21 protein-coding genes are annotated in these 19468 nt (G+C 61.2%); 4 read left to right on the top strand and 17 right to left on the bottom strand.

Features of this window, described 5'->3' with window-relative positions:
* Positions 1-168: 168 nt before the first annotated feature.
* From ACEQFP_RS07765 to yfcF, 4 genes are all read right to left on the bottom strand, one after another.
* Positions 169-756 (bottom strand): rhodanese-like domain-containing protein, encoded by a 588-nt coding sequence (locus tag ACEQFP_RS07765; RefSeq protein ID WP_005294559.1) that lies wholly within the window; start codon positions 754-756, stop codon positions 169-171.
* Between the two features lie 142 nt (positions 757-898).
* Positions 899-1543: an NUDIX hydrolase YfcD gene (yfcD, locus tag ACEQFP_RS07760; protein ID WP_370547291.1), complete on the bottom strand. Its 645-nt coding sequence runs from the start codon at positions 1541-1543 to the stop codon at positions 899-901.
* Between the two features lie 89 nt (positions 1544-1632).
* The gene (gene yfcE, locus ACEQFP_RS07755; protein ID WP_141111445.1) at positions 1633-2178 is read right to left on the bottom strand and encodes a phosphodiesterase; all 546 of its coding nucleotides are present in this window, start codon (positions 2176-2178) and stop codon (positions 1633-1635) included.
* 98 nt (positions 2179-2276) lie between these two features.
* Complete coding sequence (gene yfcF, locus ACEQFP_RS07750) at positions 2277-2918, bottom strand: glutathione transferase (RefSeq protein ID WP_370547289.1); 642 nt, start codon at positions 2916-2918, stop codon at positions 2277-2279.
* A 246-nt stretch (positions 2919-3164) separates the two neighbouring features.
* Between yfcF and ACEQFP_RS07745 the strand changes: the two genes are divergently transcribed.
* From ACEQFP_RS07745 to ACEQFP_RS07730, 4 genes are all read left to right on the top strand, one after another.
* Complete coding sequence (locus ACEQFP_RS07745) at positions 3165-3791, top strand: glutathione binding-like protein (RefSeq protein WP_097364461.1); 627 nt, start codon at positions 3165-3167, stop codon at positions 3789-3791.
* A 67-nt stretch (positions 3792-3858) separates the two neighbouring features.
* The gene (folX, locus tag ACEQFP_RS07740) at positions 3859-4233 is read left to right on the top strand and encodes a dihydroneopterin triphosphate 2'-epimerase (RefSeq protein ID WP_035599353.1); all 375 of its coding nucleotides are present in this window, start codon (positions 3859-3861) and stop codon (positions 4231-4233) included.
* Positions 4234-4277: 44 nt separating this feature from the next.
* Complete coding sequence (locus tag ACEQFP_RS07735; protein ID WP_035599356.1) at positions 4278-5174, top strand: TIGR01777 family oxidoreductase; 897 nt, start codon at positions 4278-4280, stop codon at positions 5172-5174.
* A gap of 213 nt (positions 5175-5387) precedes the next feature.
* On the top strand, positions 5388-6101 hold the full coding sequence (locus ACEQFP_RS07730; RefSeq protein ID WP_047059437.1) for an SDR family NAD(P)-dependent oxidoreductase: 714 nt from the start codon (positions 5388-5390) through the stop codon (positions 6099-6101).
* Positions 6102-6106: 5 nt separating this feature from the next.
* On the opposite strand, the gene ACEQFP_RS07725 is transcribed toward ACEQFP_RS07730, so the two are convergent.
* The 13 genes from ACEQFP_RS07725 to ACEQFP_RS07665 form a co-directional block, all read right to left on the bottom strand.
* Positions 6107-6700: a UbiX family flavin prenyltransferase gene (locus ACEQFP_RS07725; RefSeq protein WP_005288309.1), complete on the bottom strand. Its 594-nt coding sequence runs from the start codon at positions 6698-6700 to the stop codon at positions 6107-6109.
* A gap of 120 nt (positions 6701-6820) precedes the next feature.
* A complete protein-coding gene (gene purF / locus ACEQFP_RS07720) occupies positions 6821-8338 on the bottom strand; it encodes an amidophosphoribosyltransferase (protein ID WP_370547288.1) in 1518 nt (505 codons plus the stop codon).
* A 21-nt stretch (positions 8339-8359) separates the two neighbouring features.
* Positions 8360-8869: a colicin V production protein gene (gene cvpA, locus ACEQFP_RS07715; protein WP_005288316.1), complete on the bottom strand. Its 510-nt coding sequence runs from the start codon at positions 8867-8869 to the stop codon at positions 8360-8362.
* Between the two features lie 190 nt (positions 8870-9059).
* Positions 9060-9869 (bottom strand): cell division protein DedD, encoded by an 810-nt coding sequence (dedD, locus tag ACEQFP_RS07710; protein ID WP_370547287.1) that lies wholly within the window; start codon positions 9867-9869, stop codon positions 9060-9062.
* Complete coding sequence (gene folC, locus ACEQFP_RS07705; protein WP_370547286.1) at positions 9859-11130, bottom strand: bifunctional tetrahydrofolate synthase/dihydrofolate synthase; 1272 nt, start codon at positions 11128-11130, stop codon at positions 9859-9861. The genes dedD and folC overlap by 11 nt, the downstream gene beginning before the upstream one ends.
* A 136-nt stretch (positions 11131-11266) precedes the next feature.
* Positions 11267-12175: an acetyl-CoA carboxylase, carboxyltransferase subunit beta gene (gene accD / locus ACEQFP_RS07700; RefSeq protein WP_005288326.1), complete on the bottom strand. Its 909-nt coding sequence runs from the start codon at positions 12173-12175 to the stop codon at positions 11267-11269.
* Between the two features lie 273 nt (positions 12176-12448).
* On the bottom strand, positions 12449-13114 hold the full coding sequence (locus ACEQFP_RS07695) for a DedA family protein (RefSeq protein ID WP_005288328.1): 666 nt from the start codon (positions 13112-13114) through the stop codon (positions 12449-12451).
* 14 nt (positions 13115-13128) lie between these two features.
* Positions 13129-13956 (bottom strand): tRNA pseudouridine(38-40) synthase TruA, encoded by an 828-nt coding sequence (gene truA, locus ACEQFP_RS07690; protein WP_005288332.1) that lies wholly within the window; start codon positions 13954-13956, stop codon positions 13129-13131.
* Positions 13956-14966 carry an aspartate-semialdehyde dehydrogenase gene (locus ACEQFP_RS07685; protein ID WP_370546482.1) on the bottom strand — a complete coding sequence of 337 codons (1011 nt, stop codon included), beginning with the start codon at positions 14964-14966 and terminating at the stop codon, positions 13956-13958. The genes truA and ACEQFP_RS07685 overlap by 1 nt, the downstream gene beginning before the upstream one ends.
* 114 nt (positions 14967-15080) lie before the next feature.
* On the bottom strand, positions 15081-16208 hold the full coding sequence (gene pdxB, locus ACEQFP_RS07680; protein ID WP_337977735.1) for a 4-phosphoerythronate dehydrogenase PdxB: 1128 nt from the start codon (positions 16206-16208) through the stop codon (positions 15081-15083).
* Positions 16209-16346: 138 nt separating this feature from the next.
* Positions 16347-16850, bottom strand: coding sequence for a protein disulfide oxidoreductase (locus ACEQFP_RS07675; protein WP_370547285.1), 504 nt, complete (start codon positions 16848-16850; stop codon positions 16347-16349).
* On the bottom strand, positions 16847-17446 hold the full coding sequence (locus ACEQFP_RS07670; protein ID WP_370547284.1) for a DsbA family protein: 600 nt from the start codon (positions 17444-17446) through the stop codon (positions 16847-16849). Before ACEQFP_RS07670 ends, ACEQFP_RS07675 begins: the two co-directional genes overlap by 4 nt.
* A 3-nt stretch (positions 17447-17449) precedes the next feature.
* Positions 17450-19459 carry a protein-disulfide reductase DsbD family protein gene (locus ACEQFP_RS07665; protein WP_370547283.1) on the bottom strand — a complete coding sequence of 670 codons (2010 nt, stop codon included), beginning with the start codon at positions 19457-19459 and terminating at the stop codon, positions 17450-17452.
* Between the last annotated feature and the right edge of the window lie 9 nt (positions 19460-19468).

Raw genomic sequence — 19468 nt, 5'->3', positions numbered from 1 at the left:
TCTGGCATGGGCTTCCTTCAGGCTATAGCCTCACAGGGACAATCACCACCTCCCGAGGAGGTGGTTTAAAGCTGACAACCAAAAGGCTCCCTCAGGGGAGCCTTTTTTATGGCGATCAAAGCGTGCGTCGCACGCGTCACGCGCGGAGATGAGGGCATAACGCCGCGCCTAACATCCCTGAGTACAGGTCGCGCCCTTAGCCGCATCGCTCTGTGCGGTTCCGGTCGGCGCCGCCGTCCCGCCCTTCTCTAGCGGATAGCCCGCCTCTTTCCATGCGGTGATACCGCCCGGTAAACGGTAGACATGCTGATAGCCCAGCTTCTTAGCCCACAACGCGGCGTTATGTGAACGCGCGCACTTGACGAAGCCGCAGTAGAACACCAGCGTACGGGCCTTGTCCGTGCCGAGCAGACGGAGGAAATCGGCCTGGGTCGTCGCCCCCATGGTCGCCTTATCCCATACGTTCATGTCGCTCATCGGGAAAGCCATGTTCACCGCCCCCGGAATATGCTGTTTCTTATAGGAGTCGGCAAACGGCATGGTGTCGACGATCAGCAGCGGCTTCTTCTCATCCATCCACTGCTTCAGCTCCTGCACCGTCAGCAGTTGATACTCACCGTTTACAGTCTCGCGCGCCAGTTGTACCGCTTGCTTTTCCGCATCCACCTCGGATGAAGAGAATAAGCCCGCCTGAGCCGGTAAAGAGGAAAGGGCGGCCAGCATCATGCCAGCGACCAGAGGCAATACAGGTTTCATCATTTTTCCTTATGTAAAAATCCCATTCTCACGGTAACTTTTTAAATAACAAATAGATGTGACAATTGTAGCAAATGCCATTTATAAACCTGATGATTGCCTTATGCCTGATGATGGCTTGATTCGCGGCACAGCACGAGGATCATGCCTGTTCGCTACCTACGGGGTCGGCGTCATCGCCGGCTTCCTGCTCGGCAGGACGCGGGGTCGAAACCAGCGGAGGCTGGCTCGCATCCACCTCGCTGCAACGCGTACATAACGCAGGCGCCTCACCCTCACTGTTACGCGCCATCCACAACGACAGGGCATGGATAGAGTCGGGTGTGAAGCTATCACACTGAGCGGCGATCTCCTGTGGCGTCATCCAACAGACCGACTCCACCTCCTCTTCCTGTAAGGCGAAGGGGCCATGAGAGACGCAGCTAAATAGCCCCCCCCACACCCGGCAATCCGCTTGCTGATAGTAAAACAGCCCATGATCGGCGAAGGGGACTCCGGCGATCCCCAGCTCCTCCTCCGCCTCCCGGCGCGCCGACTCCAGCATATTCTCGCCACTCTGCACCACGCCGCCGGCGGTGGCATCCATCCAGCCGGGATAGAAATCCTTACTCTCGGTCCGCTTCTGCACCAAGATTTGCCCCATACCGTTATGCACCACGATATAGGTGGCGCGATGACGTAGCTGCTGCGCACGCATCTGCTGCCGACTGGCCTGTGCGATCACCTCGTTGTGTTCATCGACGATGTCCACCCACTCGATCTCGCGGTTAACCTGTTGATCCACCATCCTCTGCTACCCTATGACTCATTCTCACTCGCGCTCACGCGCACTCTGCCTCTGCACCCTGCGGTGGCATGGCCCCTCGCCAAAGCAAATTACCATCTTACCTCTGCCAGTCTCTCTGTACCGTGCAGGGCCTGAACCCACATCTGATTCCCCTCCAGCATCCCGAAACTCGGCACGTTGCCCCCTTTCGGCAAGCTGATGGATCCGGGGTTAAAGTAAATATGCTCCCCCTGGCGCTGCGCCTGCGGCAGATGAGTATGACCGTAGACCAGCACATCGCCAGCGGCCAGCGGCGGCAACTGTTGCGGATGATAAAGATGGCCGTGAGTCAGAAACAAACGCCGCTGCGGCAACAGCACCTGCTGCCACGATGCCATCAACGGGAAGTTAAGCAGCATCTGATCGACCTCGCTGTCGCAGTTGCCGCGCACGGCGATGATGCGAGACGCATAACCGTTCAGGCGTTCGGCGACTGCGGGCGGATCGTAACGATCCGGTAACGGATTACGCGGCCCGTGATTCAGCACATCCCCCAACAGGATCAGCCAGTGGCTGCCACTGCGTTCGAACAGCGACAAAGCGTGTTCCGTCGCACTGAGCGAGCCGTGGATATCGGAGATAAACATCAGTTTCATCGTGGAATTCTCAACAAACAATCGACCATAGCCTGCCCCCAACCCGAGAGCATCCTGCTAAGGCACAGTGTACCCAGCCCGGGAAGCGGACACCAGCCTCAGGCGCCGCGCCGCCCCAAGGCCAGCCACTGGCATACCGAGGCTCGCTGCCATTGAAAATGCGCATACTCCGCCAAGCGCTCGGGCAGGCCGTCGTCATGCAACGCTAAACGGTTTAGCATCAACGCCAGATCGGTATCCGCGATGCACCATTCGCCGAATAGATTCTGCCGCCCAGGCGGTAACAGACGCTCCACCGCCGCCACCAGGCGAGCTGCCTCATACTCCGCCTCGGCGGAGAGTGGCGCAAAGCGCTGAGCGCGGAAGACCACCTCGCTGGGCCGCTCCCGGCGCAACGCGGCCAGATCGCTGCGTAGCCAGGCCTGCACCTCACGCGCCCATGCGCGAGGCTGCCGCTCACGCGGATAGAGTGGCGCATAGTACGGTGCACAAAAGGTTTCATCCAAGTATTCACAGATGGCGGAAGACTCCGACAAGGCAAAGCCCTCGACCAGTAAGGTAGGGACACGGCGTGTTAGCGAGATCTCCGCATAGGGCTCCTGGCGGTTCTCTCCTTCGGCCAGATCGACCGGTATCAATTCGCAACGCAGCCCTTTCTCTTGCAGGGCGACGAAGACAGACATCACATAGGGACTCAGATAACGGCTATCGGAATAGAGCACTATCGCAGAGGCATTCATAAACACTCCTGATGGCAGTCAACAGCGGGCAGGCATACACGCAACGTCCGGCGACAGCGGCGCCCTCTCGGACACAGTATGCCATGTTTCATCCGCCGCGAAACGCCAGCTTACCCGCTCATTGGCGATAAATGCCGTACAAGCTAAATCCGTGCTATAAGAAAACAATCTGTTAACATCGTCCTTTTTTCCCCCTGCGATTTGCTCTATAGTCGCCAGACATCCCCCCACTCGCAGGAAGAGATGATGATCGATCTTTATTATGCCCCGACCCCCAATGGCCACAAGATTACCCTGTTTCTGGAAGAGTGCGATCTCCCCTACCGTTTACACCGCGTCGCGCTCGATGCCGACGAACAGTTTTCCCCTGAGTTTCTCGCCATCTCGCCCAACAACAAGATCCCGGCGATCGTCGATCAGCAACCGGCCGATGGCGGCGCGCCGCTCAGTTTGTTCGAGTCTGGGGCCATCTTGCTCTATCTGGCAGAGAAGAGTGGGCGTTTCCTCGGCAGCGATCTGCGTACGCGCGCCGACACCCTACAGTGGTTGTTCTGGCAAGTGAGCGGGTTCGGCCCGATGCTCGGGCAGAATCACCATTTTAACTACTATGCCCCGTTACCGGTTCCTTACGCCATCGAGCGCTACCAGACGGAGGCATTACGCCTGTACGGCGTGCTAGAGCGTCAATTACAACGCCATGCCTACCTGGCGGGCGAGGACTACAGCATCGCCGATATGGCCACCTACCCCTGGGTGGTACCGCATGCGCGCCAACGGGTCGATCTGGCCGATTACCCGGCGGTCACGCGCTGGTTCCACGCTATCCAGGCGCGCCCCGCGACCCAGCGCGCCTACCGACTCGCCCAGGCGTAACCGCCTACATTTATGAGCACGGGCGGCCCGTACCGCCCACTGTTGTTGTTACCATCCAGGATGTCTTATGAGTCAACACTTTCCCGATGCCATCATTAAAATCAAGAACCTGCGTCTACGTACCTTCATCGGTATCAAGGAAGAGGAGATCGCCAACCGCCAGGACGTGGTGATCAACATCGCGATCCACTACCCAGCCCAGCAGGCTCGCCACAGCGAAGATATCGCCGATGCGCTCAACTATCGCACCATCACCAAACGGATCATCGCCCATGTGGAGCAAAACCGTTTCGCGCTGCTAGAGAAATTGACGCAGGATGTGTTAACCATCGCTTGTGAACATCCCTGGGTCACCTATGCTGAAGTAGAGGTCGATAAACTCTACGCCCTGCGCTATGCCGACTCGGTCTCCCTGACCATGCGCTATAGCCGTGGGGATTAAGCGACGCGGATGGTGCACCGGCGTGCACCGCAAGGAGCCTACCTATGGAGATCTTGATCACCGGCGCCACCGGCCTTATCGGTAGCGCGCTTTGCGCCCGACTACAGATCCTTGGCCATCAGCTGACTGCCCTGACGCGTGACGTGACGCGAGCCCGGCAACGGCTCGGCGAGGCGGTCACCCTGCTGAGCTCGCTCGATACCCTCAGCACGTTGGATGGCTACGACGCCGTCATCAACCTCGCCGGGGAGCCGATCGTCGATAAACGCTGGAGTGCCGCGCAGAAACAGCGGCTATGCGATAGCCGCTGGCAGATCACGCAACGCCTGGCCAGCCTGATCCGAGCCAGCCAACGTCCGCCCAGCGTGTTACTCTCCGGATCTGCCGTCGGCTATTACGGCAATCAGGACGATACGCCACTCAATGAAGATGACGCACCCGTAGACGATTTCACCCATCGCCTGTGTGTTCGTTGGGAAGCGTTGGCTCGCGAGGCCGAGAGCGAGCAGACTCGGGTCTGCCTGATGCGCACCGGCATCGTGCTGGCTCCGCATGGCGGGGCCTTGGGGCGAATGCTGCCGTTATTCCGCCTGGGGCTCGGCGGCGAATTGGGCAGCGGCCATCAATATCTGTCGTGGATCCATATCGATGACATGATCAATGCCATCCTTTACTTGCTCGATAATCCCACCCTGCATGGGCCGTTTAATATGACGGCACCCTACCCGGTACGCAATGAGCAGTTTGTCGCGACACTGGGCGAGGTCTTGGGGCGCCCCACCCTGATGCGGGTACCGGCGCTAGCGCTACGCGCCCTATTGGGTGAGGCAAGCCTGATGTTGCTCGGCGGCCAGCGCGTATTGCCACGTCGCCTGGAGGAGGCAGGATTCGGTTTCCGCTACTACGATCTGCGCGAGGCATTGGATGACATCGTCAAATAGCCGGGTAAAGCATCGAATGTGCATGCGAGCGCACCGGACGTCCGGAGCGATGTAGCACGTTGACTACACTGATGGTCGGGTGCCTCTAGACGGTGTAGACCGTACAGAGTCCCCGCGACAGTTGGCGCTATACCTAGCCGCGGCGACAAGTGTCGGCGGCTACGATCCCCCGGGTACCCGATTCGGGCACGGCGCCCCATTAGTGGAGCATCTATGAACCAAGCCTTATTGCACGATAAAGTCGCGCTGGTCACTGCGGGCGCACAGGGGAGCGGCGCGGCCATCGTCCGCGCACTCGCCGCCGCGGGCGCACGCGTCGCGCTGACCTACCACCACTCGGAGCAGGAAGCCCGGTTACTGACCGCCCAGATCCGCCAGCAGGGGGGCGAAGCCGTCGCCTTGCGTACCGACGCACGCAATCCAGAGACCTGCGTGCGCGCCATCACCCGCACGTTGGAGTTGTGGGGGCGCATCGATATTCTGGTGAATCACGCCGCCGTGATCATCTGCAAGCCCTTCGATGAGATCGAGTTGCGTGAATTTGAACAGAGCATGGAGATCAATGTCCGGGCGGTGTTTCTCACCAGCCAACTGGCCGCACGCCAGATGCCGGCAGGGGGACGCATCATCCATATCAGCAGCACACGGCAAGAGGCCGATCACAGCGACGCGCTTTGTGCCATGGGACGGGCCGCGCTGGGCGCCCTCACCCGAGCCATGGCGCAAGATCTCGGGCCACAAGGCATCACGGTCAATCAGTTGATCCCCAGCGTCACAACCCCACTCCCGTCGCTCACAGCGACGCGTGACGAGAAGATCCCCGGTTGCCCCGCCACGACGCACAGCATCGCGGATCTGGTGCTCTGGCTCTGTTCACCGGCGGCCGCCGCCGTCAACGGCACGCAATTCGATATCGCCGCCCAATAAGCGCCTCAGGTCGCGCTATCTGGCGTCCGATGCCCGCCCTGCCAACGAGGAAACAACTCGTGCGGCAGGGTGATATCCAGCTGATCCAATACCCGGTTCACCGTCTGATCGATGATCTCCTCGATCCGCTGTGGACGGTGGTAGAAGGCGGGTACCGGCGGCATGATCACCGCCCCCAACTCGGCGGCACTGGTCATCATACGCAGATGCCCCAGATGCAACGGCGTCTCTCGCACACATAGCACCAATGGTCGACGCTCCTTCAACACCACGTCGGCGGCGCGGATCAATAGCGTATCGCTGTAACCATGCACGATGCCGGAGAGGGTTTTGATGGAACAAGGCAAGATAACCATGCCGGCGGTCTTAAAGGAGCCGGAGGAGATCGCGGCGGCGATATCGCGCACGTCATGCACCACATCCGCCAAGGCCAAGACCTCACGCAGGCTGCGATCCGTCTCCAACGCCAAGGTCTGGCGTGCCGCCTGACTCATCACCAGGTGGGTTTCTACCTCTGGGTGGCTACGCAACACCTCTAGCAAACGGATCCCGTAAATCACGCCACTGGCGCCGGAGATACCGATAATCAGTCGTTTCATCGCCCGTTACTCACTCTCATTCACTCTGCTGCTGCGACTTTGCCGCAAGCCGGCAGATGGCGCAAGCGAAAACGGGCCGCATCGGCGGCCCGTCATCGGGAAAGGAAGACGAAACGTGCGTTAGCCTTCGTTATACAGTTCCAAATCCTCGGCTTGCTGCTGATTGCTCAACGCCTTGCTGTCGTCGCTGCGCAGCGACTGCAGATAATCCAGGTAGGATTGATCCACATCGCGCGTAATGTAGACGCCATTAAATACCGAGCACTCGAACTGCTCGATGTCGGGATTATCCTCGCGGACCGCGTCGACCAGGTCGTCGAGATCTTGGAAGATCAAGCCATCGGCGCCGATCAACTGGCGGATCTCATCCACCTCACGGCCATGCGCGATCAGCTCACTGACGCTCGGCATATCGATGCCATACACATTCGGGAAACGGATCTCTGGCGCAGCGGAAGCCAGGTAGACCCGACGGGCGCCCGCCTCACGCGCCATCTCGATGATCTGTTCGGAGGTGGTGCCACGCACGATGGAGTCATCCACCAATAACACATTCTTATCGCGGAATTCGGCACGGTTAGCGTTCAGCTTACGGCGTACCGACTTACGCCGCAGTTGCTGACCCGGCATGATGAAGGTACGGCCGACATAGCGATTCTTAACGAACCCCTGACGGTAGGGCTTATCCAGAATACGGGCGATTTGTAGGGCGATATCGCAAGAGGTCTCCGGGATCGGGATCACCACATCGATATCCAGATCTTCCCACTCACGCGCGATCTTCTCGCCCAGTTTCTGCCCCATGCGTACCCGGGCGCTATAGACGGAGATCTTGTCGATGAAGGAGTCTGGACGGGCGAAGTAGACATACTCAAACAGGCAGGGGTGATTCTTCGGCTCCTGCGCACACTGGCGCGTAAACAGCTGCCCCAGCGTGTTGATGTAGATCGCCTCCCCCGGCGCCACATCACGGATAAAGTCGAAGCCGAGCGTATCCAGCGCCACGCTCTCCGAGGCGACCATATACTCGGTGCGGCCATCCGCCAGATCGCGCTTACCGATCACCAGCGGACGGATACCGTTGGGGTCGCGGAAGGCGACCATGCCATGACCGATGATCATCGCCACGCAGGCATAGGCCCCGCGGATCTGGCGGTGCGTCGCGGCGACGGCGGCAAAGATGTTCTCCTCGCTCAGCGGATAGCTATCGTAGCGATCCAACTCATAGGCGAACACATTTAACAGGATTTCGGAGTCGGAGGAGGTATTGACGTGGCGCCGGGCATGCTCGAACAGCTGTTGCTTCAACTGATGGGCATTAGTCAGGTTACCGTTATGCGCCAAGGTGATGCCAAAGGGGGAATTCACATAGAACGGCTGCGCCTCGGAGGCGCTGGAGCTGCCGGCGGTGGGATAGCGCACATGCCCTATCCCCATATTTCCCTGTAGGCGCTGCATGTGACGCGCCTCGAACACATCGCTCACCAGCCCATTAGCCTTACGCAGGCGAAAGGTATGGTTATCATCGATGGTAACGATGCCTGCGGCGTCCTGGCCGCGATGCTGCAACACCGTCAATGCATCATAGATGGACTGGTTTACCGGCGTAAAACCGGCGATACCGACAATACCGCACATGTTGTCATTTCCTCATCAGCGTTACCGGAGCGGCATGGCAGGCATATGCTCCGGTAAGAAACTCGACGTGCTTTGCAGATAGTCAAACGACCACCTGATGATAGGGCTGAACTGCGGGATGAGCCGGGATTGCTGCCACTCCTCGCTCTGCGCCATCGCCGTAAACGTATCCAGGAAGAACAACAGGGCCGCGACGATCAACACGCCGCGCAACGCGCCGAAACAGACGCCAAGCACCCGATCCGTACCGCTTAGGCCGGTACGTTCCACCAGGGAACCGATCACATAGTTAACGATAGCACCGACGATCAGGGTTGCGATAAACAACACCGCAATCGCAATACCGTTACGCACCAGCGCATCTTCAAAACGGGTAAAAAAGGCAGCCAGATAAGAGTAAAAATGGCTGGCAACAAAGAACGCCGCCCCCCAGGTAACCAGTGACAACGCCTCGCGCACGAATCCTCGGATCAGGCTGACTAAAGCAGAAAATCCGATGATGCCAATAATGACCCAATCAATCCAAACCATGATAATTCCAAAGCATGAATTGCCGCGCTATCCTACTCGCGGCGCATTCTAACAGAAAAAGAAAACGTTTGCGTAGCAGATTTCCCGCGCTCGGCGTAAATAAATCCGCCCTGCTACACCCCCGTTTTCATCAAAAAAACGGCCCTGCCCGCCAAGGCGGACAGCGCCGTATCCCTCTCCGCTGCGTGGCTTAGCGCACGCTGTAATTGCGGATTTGTCCATTCAGCCCGCTCAGGCTATTCAGCTCCGGCAACGCCGCCTGTAACTTGGCGCGCGAGGCTTCCGGGCCGACGAATAGCCGGGTGATCTCCCCCTGAACCGGTGTAGCAGGCACGCTGTAGGCCCGGTAACCGGAGAGGCGCAGCTTGGCGATGATTTCGTTCACCTTGCTGGCGTTACGCAACGCACCCAGCTGTACCACATATGCCTGACCGACTGGCGCTTGCTCCGCGCGTGGAGCCGGGGTGGGCGCTGGCGTCGGGGCCGGTGTGGGCGCCGGGGCCGGACGCGTCTCCTGCGGCGGCGGCGTCACCCGCTTCGCCGGTTCGACGGGCTTCGCATGGCTCTCCGCGGCTCGCGCCGTCTCGCTCGGTTTAGGACGGCTCTCAACCATCGGAGCCGGTGCCATCGTCGGCGCTTCCGCCACCTGACGCGGCTCCGGCGCGCGACTCTCGACCGGTTTCAACTCCACCAGCTCACCGGCGCCACGTGTCGGTGCGGCCGCAGCGGAAGATGCCGACGAGGGCGCCGTTGCCGAGCCAGCTGGCGTACTATTCACGCCGCCATGCGCTGCCGTACTGGGCGCCTCGCCCAATGGCTGCGTCACCGGCGGAATGGCATCCGTCGGATCATCTTCGCCGGGACGGGGCACCAACGGGATCGCCGCGAAATCATCCTGATAATGCTTCTTCTGACCATCCAACAGGCCCGGCAGTACGATCACCCCTAGCGCAACCAGGATCACCGTCCCGACCAGTCGGTTTTGGAACTTACTCGCCACCCCGTCCTCCTGACGGTAGAACCGCCATCACCTGCGCAACCGTGTGGAACGAGCCACAGACCACCACCGTATCCTCGGCGTCAGCCTCATCCATCGCCTGGCACCAGGCCTGCTCGACATCGGCGAATATGCGTGCGCCAGCCGGCAGATGCGCCGTCAATGCAGACGCTGGCGCTCCGCGCGGCCCGCTTAGCGGCGCGCAGTACCACTCATCGACCAACGGCGTCAGGCAGGCCAGGGTGCCGGCGATATCCTTGTCGCTCAGCATGCCGATCACCATCCGCAGCCGCTTAGGCCGTGGCAATGCTTGCAGGCGTTGCGCCAGATAGGCGGCGGCATGCGGATTATGCGCCACATCCAGAATCAGGCGCGGTGCGTCACCAACTTGCTGAAATCGTCCCGGCAAGGCGGCGTGACGCAACCCTTGGCGGATAGCCGCCTCATCGACGGCCAGCGGCCCGGCAGCCAACGCCGCCAGCGCCGTCGCCGCGTTCGCTAATGGCACCTGCGGCAACGGTAAATCATCAAGCGTCTTTTCCCCGGCGCACCAGCGCCAGCTCGTCGCCTCGGCACTGAAGTCCCAATCGACGCCACGCCGCAGCAACCGGGCAGCGCACGCCGCCGCCACCGCCGCGATAGACTCAGGCATCTGTGCCTCACCCACCACGGCGGGCTTAGCGGCACGGAAGATACCGGCCTTCTCCCGGCCGATACTCTCGCGTGAATCGCCCAACCAGTCGGTATGGTCCAGCGCGATGCTGGTCACCACCGCCACGCTGGGATCGACGATATTGGTCGCGTCCAGGCGCCCACCGAGGCCAACCTCCAGGATCACCGCGTCCAACGCCGCCTGCTTGAACAGATACAACGCCGCCAGGGTGCCAAACTCAAAATAGGTTAATGATACGCCATCACGCCCCGCCTCAATGGCGGCGAAGGCGGCGGCATGCGCCGCATCATCCAACTCACGATGCTGAATGCGCACCCGCTCGCGATAGTGCAGCAAGTGGGGAGAACCATAGACCCCCACCCGATAGCCCGCCGCCATCAGGATGGCCTCCAAGGTGCGGCAAGTGGTGCCCTTACCGTTAGTACCCGCCACGGTATACACCACGGGCGCAGGCGTCAGCAGGTCCAGACGCTGCGCAACACGCCGCACGCGTTCCAAACCGAGATCGATGGTTTTCGTATGTAGCTGCTCAAGATACTCGAGCCAGCAAGAGAGTGGCGAGGTCGCCTGTGGGGTAGGAAGCGTATTCATGCTGTTTTACGTCCCGTAATTTAGCCGTTGCGGAGGGTGACCGGCCCCGGAACGGGCCGGTTCCCTAAGATGTGCGGCGCAGGCGATAATCCTGCGCCGCGCCCGGCGCTAAGCCGGGGGAAGCACGCCAGGGGGATTATGCCTGTGCGCCCTCTTCCGCCGCTGCCACGACCGGTGCCGCCTCTTCCAACGGTGTCGGGCGTCCGGTCATCTTGGCCACCAGGCTGGCCAGCTTGTCGCGCATCGCCGGGCGGCGCACGATCATATCGATAGCGCCTTTCTCCAGCAGAAACTCACTGCGCTGGAATCCTGCCGGTAGCTTTTCACGCACCGTCTGCTCGATGACGCGCGGACCGGCAAAGCCGATCAAGGCCTTCGGCTCGCCGATGTTGATATCGCCCAGCATCGCCAGGCTGGCGGAAACCCCACCCATCGTCGGATCGGTCAAGACGGAGATATAGGGCAGGCCACGCTCGCGCATTTTCGCCAACGCCGCACTGGTCTTCGCCATCTGCATCAACGACATCAGCGCCTCCTGCATACGGGCACCGCCGCTGGCGGAGAAGCAGATCAGGGCGCAGTTATCTTCCAGCGCCTGCTCGACGGCGCGCACGAAGCGGGAGCCCACCACCGATGCCATCGAGCCCCCCATAAAGGCGAACTCGAAGGAGGCGGCAACCACGGGGATACCATGCAGGGTCCCTTTCATCACCACCAGCGCATCTTTTTCGTCGGTCTCTTTCTGAGCGGCGGCGAGACGATCCTTATACTTTTTGGAGTCCTTAAACTTCAGGACATCCTTCGGCTCCAGCTCGCTGCCCAATTCGACATGGCTACCCTCGTCCAGCAGCGTATTCAGACGCATACGCGCCGTCATGCGCATGTGATGGTCGCACTTCGGGCAGACTTCTAAATTGCGCTCCAGCTCGGCACGGTAGAGGACCTGACCACAGCTATCGCACTTGGTCCATACCCCTTCCGGAATGCTTGCCTTGCGGGTTTGAGAGATATTGCTCTTATTAAGAATGCGTTCAATCCAGCTCATCGATGACCTTTCTGTTTGAACCTGGCGGAATGCCAGTCCTCTGCCCCTGCCGGGGGAACAAAATGCAAAGACCCAGCTAACGCTGAGCCTGGTTTTAGCCCGTGTCTCCTTTAATCGCCGGAGAGTGGCCATTTTTTACCGGCAGGTAACAGACCATAAATGCCGTTCATTAAACCACAACGGTTCGACCGTGTAGATAAAAAACTGGTCGAACCGTGCAGAGTTTACATTTTTTACCCACTCAGCGTGAGCGAGGGGTGGCGATTCTGTGACCTACTTACGCAGCGCTGCGCGCCGCGCCTGACGCTTGTGGCGCCAGATCTCGATCACGCCCGGCAGAATCGAAACCACGATGATCGCCACGATCAGCAGCTTCAAGTTCTCCTGTACCACGGGTACGTTGCCGAACAGATAACCGGCGTAGGTGAAAGAAAGCACCCACAGCAGCGCCCCGATCACGTTATAGGCGGCGAAATGACGATAGGTCATATGCCCCATACCGGCGACGAAGGGCGCAAAAGTGCGCACGATGGGCACAAAACGCGCCAAGATAATCGTTTTTCCGCCGTGACGCTCATAGAACGCATGGGTCTTATCCAGGTAGCTGCGGCGGAAGATGCGCGAGTCGGGATTGCTAAACAAACGCTCACCAAACAGGCGACCGATCGTATAGTTCAGCGCATCGCCGAGGATCGCCGCCGTGACCATCAACGCCACCATCAGATGCACGTTCATATCGTTACTCGGTAACGACGCTAATGCCCCGGCGACAAACAGTAACGAATCTCCCGGGAGGAACGGTGTCACCACCAAACCGGTTTCACAGAACAAGATCAAGAACAGTATGCCGTAGATCCAGACACCATACTGGGCCACCAATTGCGCCAAGTGCACATCAATATGCAGAATAAAATCAACAATCCACTGTAAGTATTCCATCACGGCTCCGGTTATCAATCGGGTAAAAACAGCGGCCCCATCGGCGGCTGTGGTAGGGCAAAGTGCGCCGGGTAATCCACGGCGACTAAATACAGGCCGGCGGCCTTGGCGGTCGCCGCTGCCAGAGTGCGATCTCGGGCGGCCAGCAACTCGGCGATCCAGCCCTCCGGTTGATTACCGCATCCCACCTCCAGCAAGCTGCCGACGATATTACGCACCATGTGATGGACAAAGGCGTTAGCCTTAATATCGACCACCACATATGGCCCATAACGGTTGACCCATAAGTGGGAAACGTTACGCCACGGGGTACGCGACTGGCACTGGGCAGCGCGAAACGAACTAAAGTCGTTCTCTCCCAGCAATGCCTGGCCAGCGCGCGCCATCCGTTCGGCATCCAGCGGATGGTAGAAGTGCGTCACGCCGCTCTGCAACACCGCTGGACGGTAGCGATGATTATAGATGACATAACGGTAACGCCGTGCCGTCGCACTAAAACGCGCGTGAAAATCGGCGCTGACCGCCTTGACCCAGCGCACCGCGATGTCCTTCGGCAGATGGGCATTGACCCCCATGGTCCACGCCCCCTCTTGGCGGCTGGCGTGGGTGGTGAAGTGTACCACCTGCCCGGTGGCGTGTACCCCAGCATCGGTACGCCCGGCACAGAACACCGTCACCGGCTCGCTGGCGACGCGCGACAGCGCCGCCTCCAGACGCGCCTGCACGCTGTCCACTTCCTGCTGACGCTGCCAGCCGGCATAGCGGCTGCCATCGTACTCAATGCCCAGCGCAATGTGATATACCGGACGTTCCTCCTGCCCGGCCAACGATGGCTGCGTCATCAGTACAGGTACTCCTGCATCAGACGCTCGGCGATCTCCAAGGCCATCAGGGCGCCGCCGAAACGAACATTGTCCGCCACCGACCAGAACTGTACCGCCTCCGGCAAGCCATAGTCGTTACGCACGCAGCCGATGCTCAGATGTGGGTTACCCGAGGCATCTCCCACCTGTGTCGGGTAATCGTCCTCTTCGCTCAGGCGGATGTCGCCGGTCTGTGCCAACAACTCGCGCGCCTCCTCGGCGCTGAGCGGACGCAGGGTCTCCAGCTGCACGCACTGCGCATGGCCGTAAAAGACCGGAGACTGAATGCAGCTCACCGTCAGCGGCAGCCCCGGTTCCTGCAACACCTTGCGTACCTGATCCACCAGGCGGCGCTCTTCACAGACACTGCCCTGCTCATCCGCCAGTAACGGCAGCAGGTTAAACGCCAATTGCTTCTGGAACAGGCCCGGCTCAAACGGCATACCGTTCAGCAGGCGGGCACTCTGCCCGGCCAGCTCATCCACCGCCGCCTTGCCGTATGCAGAAGCCGAAAGCAGGCAGGTCACGCCAATGCGTGCCAGGCCATTCTCCGTGCTCAGCGGGTGGATCGCCGTCAACAGTTGGCTGGTCAGACTGTCGGCCACCGCCACGATATTGCGGTTACGGTACTCGGCCAGCGCATGCGGGTTCACCCCCGGCACCACCAGCGGCACATCGGCCTCCAGGGCAAAGGCATCGCTGCTATCGATCACCAGACACCCGGCGTTACCCGCCTCCTCGGCATAGCGCAGTGAGGCCTCGCGCCCGGCGACAAAGAACGCCAACTGGGCCTGCGCCCAATCGAAACCGGCGGCATCCTGCACCAGGATCTGGCGACCATCGACGCGAATGCTCTCTCCGGCACTGCGCTCACTGGCCAGCAGATACAGTTCTCCCAACGGGAACTCACGCGCCTGGAGCTGCTCCAGTAACGCTTCCCCAACGGCGCCCGTCGCGCCCAATACGGCAATATTCCAGCCTTCGCTCATTTTCACTCTCCTCGGACGGCTAACGCGAACCACGCCGTCCTCTCCATAACCATCAAAAATCGCCAGTGCGTATCTCGACGCACTGGCGATAAAATGTCACTGTCCGCACGCCGTTCAGGCGACGCGCGCGCTAAATCCCAACGCCGTCAACAGCTCAGCCGTGGCGCTATCGTCGCATATCACCAGGAGCGACGACCACTCCCGCCGCGCCGGATAGTGTTTACGCAGACGATCGAACGCCCCCTCCTGCCCGGCGACGCGGCGCAACGGCGCATCGTCACGGCGCACATCATACACCAGATGCATCAGACGTTTGAGCATCGCCTGATCGAGCGCGCCCTGAATACGCACCTCCGCCACCGGCGGCGGCGGCAACAACTCGGCCAAGGCGACCCGCTCCGGCCGCCCGAGGAAGGCACTAAAGGCCTCGAACACCTGAGTGGTACCACGCGCCTTGCCTTCCAGGCTATAGCCGGCGATGTGCGGGGTGGCGATATCGACATGCGCCAATAGCGGCAGCGACAGCATCGGCTCCGGCTCCCACACGTCCAACACCACGCGGAGATCCTGCCCCGCCTGCAAGGCGCATAACAGCGCCGCATTGTCGACGATGGCGCCACGCGCCGCATTGATCAGGATACGCCCCGGCGGCAACGCCGCAAGGAACGCCTCGTCCACCAGATGCCAGGTACGGTAGGGGCCGGACTTATTCAGCGGAGTATGGAAGGTGATGATGTCCGCCTCGCGTTGCAGATCCGCCAGACTATGGAAGATCTCGTTATCGCCCCGATCGGCACGCGGAGGATCGCACAGCAGGGTCCGGATGCCCAACGCCGCCAAACGGTGTTGCAAGCGGCTGCCCACATTGCCCACCCCAACAATCCCTACCGTCTTATCGCGCAGCGCGAAGCCATCGCGCTCCGCCAACATCATCAAGGCCGAAAAAACATACTCCACCACGGCGATGGCATTGCAGCCGGGGGCGGCGGAGAAGCCGATACCCGCCTGCGCCAACCAGTCGGTGTCCACATGATCGGTACCGGCGGTAGCCGTGCCCACAAAACGCACCGCCTGATCGGCCAACAACGCCTGATTGACCGAGGTCACCGAGCGCACCATCAACGCATCGGCCCCGCGTAACGCAGCGGCGGGCAACGGACGGCCCCGCACCGCATGTACCTGGCCGAGGCGGCCAAACAACGCCTCGGCATACGGCATATTCTCATCGACTACAATCTTCATCGTTTCTCCTACCCGCTATGCAGCTTGGATTGAGCTGTGCTAATTCTGCCACTAAATCAACCGCAGGCCTAACCACAGCCGGTCACACATCGTGGGGACAGTGGCCCGACGCCCTGCTCAACGCTGGGCCAACACGGACTAGGCGAACCACTGCGCCCAACGCAGGCGTAACCATAAGCCGGGGTAGCTGCTCCAGCCCGTGGTACTGGCGACGACCTGCCCGCGCACCAGGACGATGAAGGTCGGCGTGACGCCGACTCGCCACGCTGCGCTCAAGCGGCCATCGGCATCGTTGATCACCGGGAAGTGCAGCTCGCGGCGCGCCAGATACTGCGTCAGGCGGGCGTCATCGCCCGAACGCAGCGCCAGCGTCACCACGTTCTCGCCATTGCGCGCCAATGTATCGACCGTCGGGCTGGTCACCCGGCAGATCCCACACCAACTGGCCCAGACATAGATCAACAGCGGACGCTCGGTGCTGAGTGCCGCCAGCGCTACCGGGCGTCCCGCCAGATCGGTTAACTGTGTGGGTAGCGTCGCCGGCAACTGAGGACGGCGCAGAAAGTCCATCACGCCGACAACCACTGCCAACAGTAGCAACATCACTAACGCCTGCCGCACCCAGCGGCCCCAGCGCCTCATGGCCGCTGCGCCAGCGCAGTCTCGACCGCCTGCGTCAACTGGTCGTAGTCGATCGCCCCGGGGATCAATTGGTTACCGATCACCAACGTCGGCGTCCCCTGCACCCCCAACACCTGTGCCAACAGCAACGAATCGCGCAACTCCTGAATCGTCCCTTGACTATCCGCCTGGAGATCGGCGTTGCCGCTGCGCTGTAACGCCGCCTGTATCGAGCGCGTCGAGTGATAACCGCGTTTGGCCATCAAGGCCCGATGTAACGCCAGAAAACGCTCGGGCTGTTGACGCCACAGGGTCAGCGCAAGCTGCGCCGCCTGGTGGGAGCTCTCGCCCTTGAAGGGCAACAGCTTAAAGGCGACCGCGACCTGCGGATTACGCTCGACGAGCTGCTCCAACAGCGGATCGAGGCGCTTGCAGTAGGGGCAGTTATAGTCGGTAAACACCACCACCGTCAGCGCCGCATCGCTAGCACCCAGGCGCGGCGTAGCCGGGTTATGGAATAGCAGCGTCTCCGCCTCATCCACCGCCATCGCCCCCGGTGCCGCCAGCGTTAATAGCAACAGCATCATCGTCATCATAGAATGCAATCTGATCTTCATCGCTTACTCCTTGGCTGCCGCCAATTGGGCCAGCAGTTGCTGGCGATCGAGCAGTGAGGGCAACACCACGCCCTGAGGGAGCGTCGGGCCATAAATTTGATTGAAAGGCACCGCCACCGCGCCCCGCTGGCGCAAGAAGGCCTCCAGCGACGGCGAGGGCAGCGTCCAGTCGCCGCGCAGCGCCACCACATCCTCGGCACTCAGCGCCTGCTGCACGTCGTCACGCAGTAACACATTCACCTTGTTAGCCTTGCAGGTCACACACCAGTCGGCGGTCACGTCGATAACCACACGCTTGTGCTGCTGTAACGCCTGTTGCAACGCCTGCTCGCTCAGCGGCCGCCAATCGACGCGGTCGCGTAGCGGTGTCAGCGCCGCGCCCCCATACATCACCCCCGGGACGACGGACAGCAAGGCCGTCACCAACAGCGCCCATCCCACTCCGCGTATGCCGTAACGGCGCCAGCTCGCCGCTAACAGCAACAGCGCCAATACGCCCATCGACATCATGATGATCGGCCAGCCGACATGGGCCGCCAGCAGTGACAGCAACCATAGGCTGGAAGCCAGCAGCATCCCCCCCAGGATCGCCCGCAGATGCAGCATCCAGCGGCCAGGGCGTGGCAGCCAGGTCGCCAGGCGCGGCCAGGCGGCGATGGCCAGCCAGGGCGCGCTCATCCCCACGCCCAGCGCCAAGAACACTAACCACAGTTGCGCCAGCGGAGCCGCCAAGGCGAAGGCCAGGGCCGTCCCCATAAAGGGCGCCGAGCATGGCGTCGCCAGCAGCGTGGCGAACATCCCCTGCCAAAAGTGCCCCTGTGAGGGGCTGGCCAATCGAGTCATCAACCGACTGGACAGCGTCACCGAGAAGAAGCCGAACAGATTGAGGGCAAACCCTAAGGTGATCACGCTCATCAGCGCGATAAACCACGGGCTCTGGAACTGGATCCCCCAGCCGACGGCCTGCTGAGTGAGGCGCAGGATGCTCATCAGGCCAGCCAGTAGGCCGAAGGAGGCGATGATCCCCGCCGCCGAAAGCAGAAACTGGCGACGTAACGACGCGACCGCGCGCGTAGGGGCATGCAGCACACTCCCCAACTTCAGCGCCAAGACCGGCAACACGCAGGGCATCAGATTCAGGATCAGGCCACCGGCCAGCGCCAGGAGCAGCGCACTAAGTAGCGTCGTACTCGATCCGCTTGGCAGCGGTGGTGCGACAGGCGTCGCCTCCGGAGTAACCGTGATCTCGCGCGCCACACCGGCGTCGCTAATCACCAGCGCCAACGGCACGCCACGCAGATCCGGTGCGGCCCCTTGCCAGCCGTCGCTGACGGCGACACGAGCATACAGCGTCTCCGCCTGGTGCCACAGCCGTGGGGCTGCGAACTCCGCCCCCTCGGGGCCCGCCAGGAAGATCGCAGGCTGTTGCCAGCCGCCGGGCCGCTCGACGCGTAGCGTCAAGCTTCCGGCGTCATAACCCGCACTAACCCGCGCCACCATGCCGTGGCTCAGCGGTAAAGCCCCCTCCGCCTGCGCCAGGGTATGGCGGAACGCCGCCGTCGGAGGAGCCGTGAGATCTAAATCGAAGGGGTAATCATGCAGCACGCATACGTTGCTGCACAGCGGCAGGGTCAATACCCCTTGTAAGCGCAGGGCCGAGGTATCAACCTGCAGAGGAAAGCTGACATCCTGGGTATACCCCTGCGCCGTCAGCCCCGCAACCGTAAAGCGCTGCGGCACCGGCCAGCGCCAATTCACCGATGCCGGCGGCGTACGCCACGCGATACTGGGGGCGACGCCTCCCTCACCGGGCGCGCGCCAATAGGTCTTCCACCCCGCAGCCAGCGCCACCTGCACCACCAGATCGACCCGCTGTATATCCTGTCGGGCGGCGCTGAAGCGTACCCGAGCCTGGCCGCTACTGTCACCCCGTAGCCAGCCGCTATCCGCCGCCCAACCCAGGGGCAGCCAGAGGCACAGGCCGATGGCCAGTACCCGAAAAATCAAAGACATAATTATTCT

Source organism: Edwardsiella sp. A.80236 (assembly GCF_044540725.1).
In the GTDB taxonomy this organism is placed as follows: Bacteria; Pseudomonadota; Gammaproteobacteria; order Enterobacterales; family Enterobacteriaceae; genus Edwardsiella; species Edwardsiella tarda.
The sequence above is the reverse complement of the archived record's forward strand: the minus strand, read 5'-3'. Positions and strand labels throughout refer to the sequence as shown.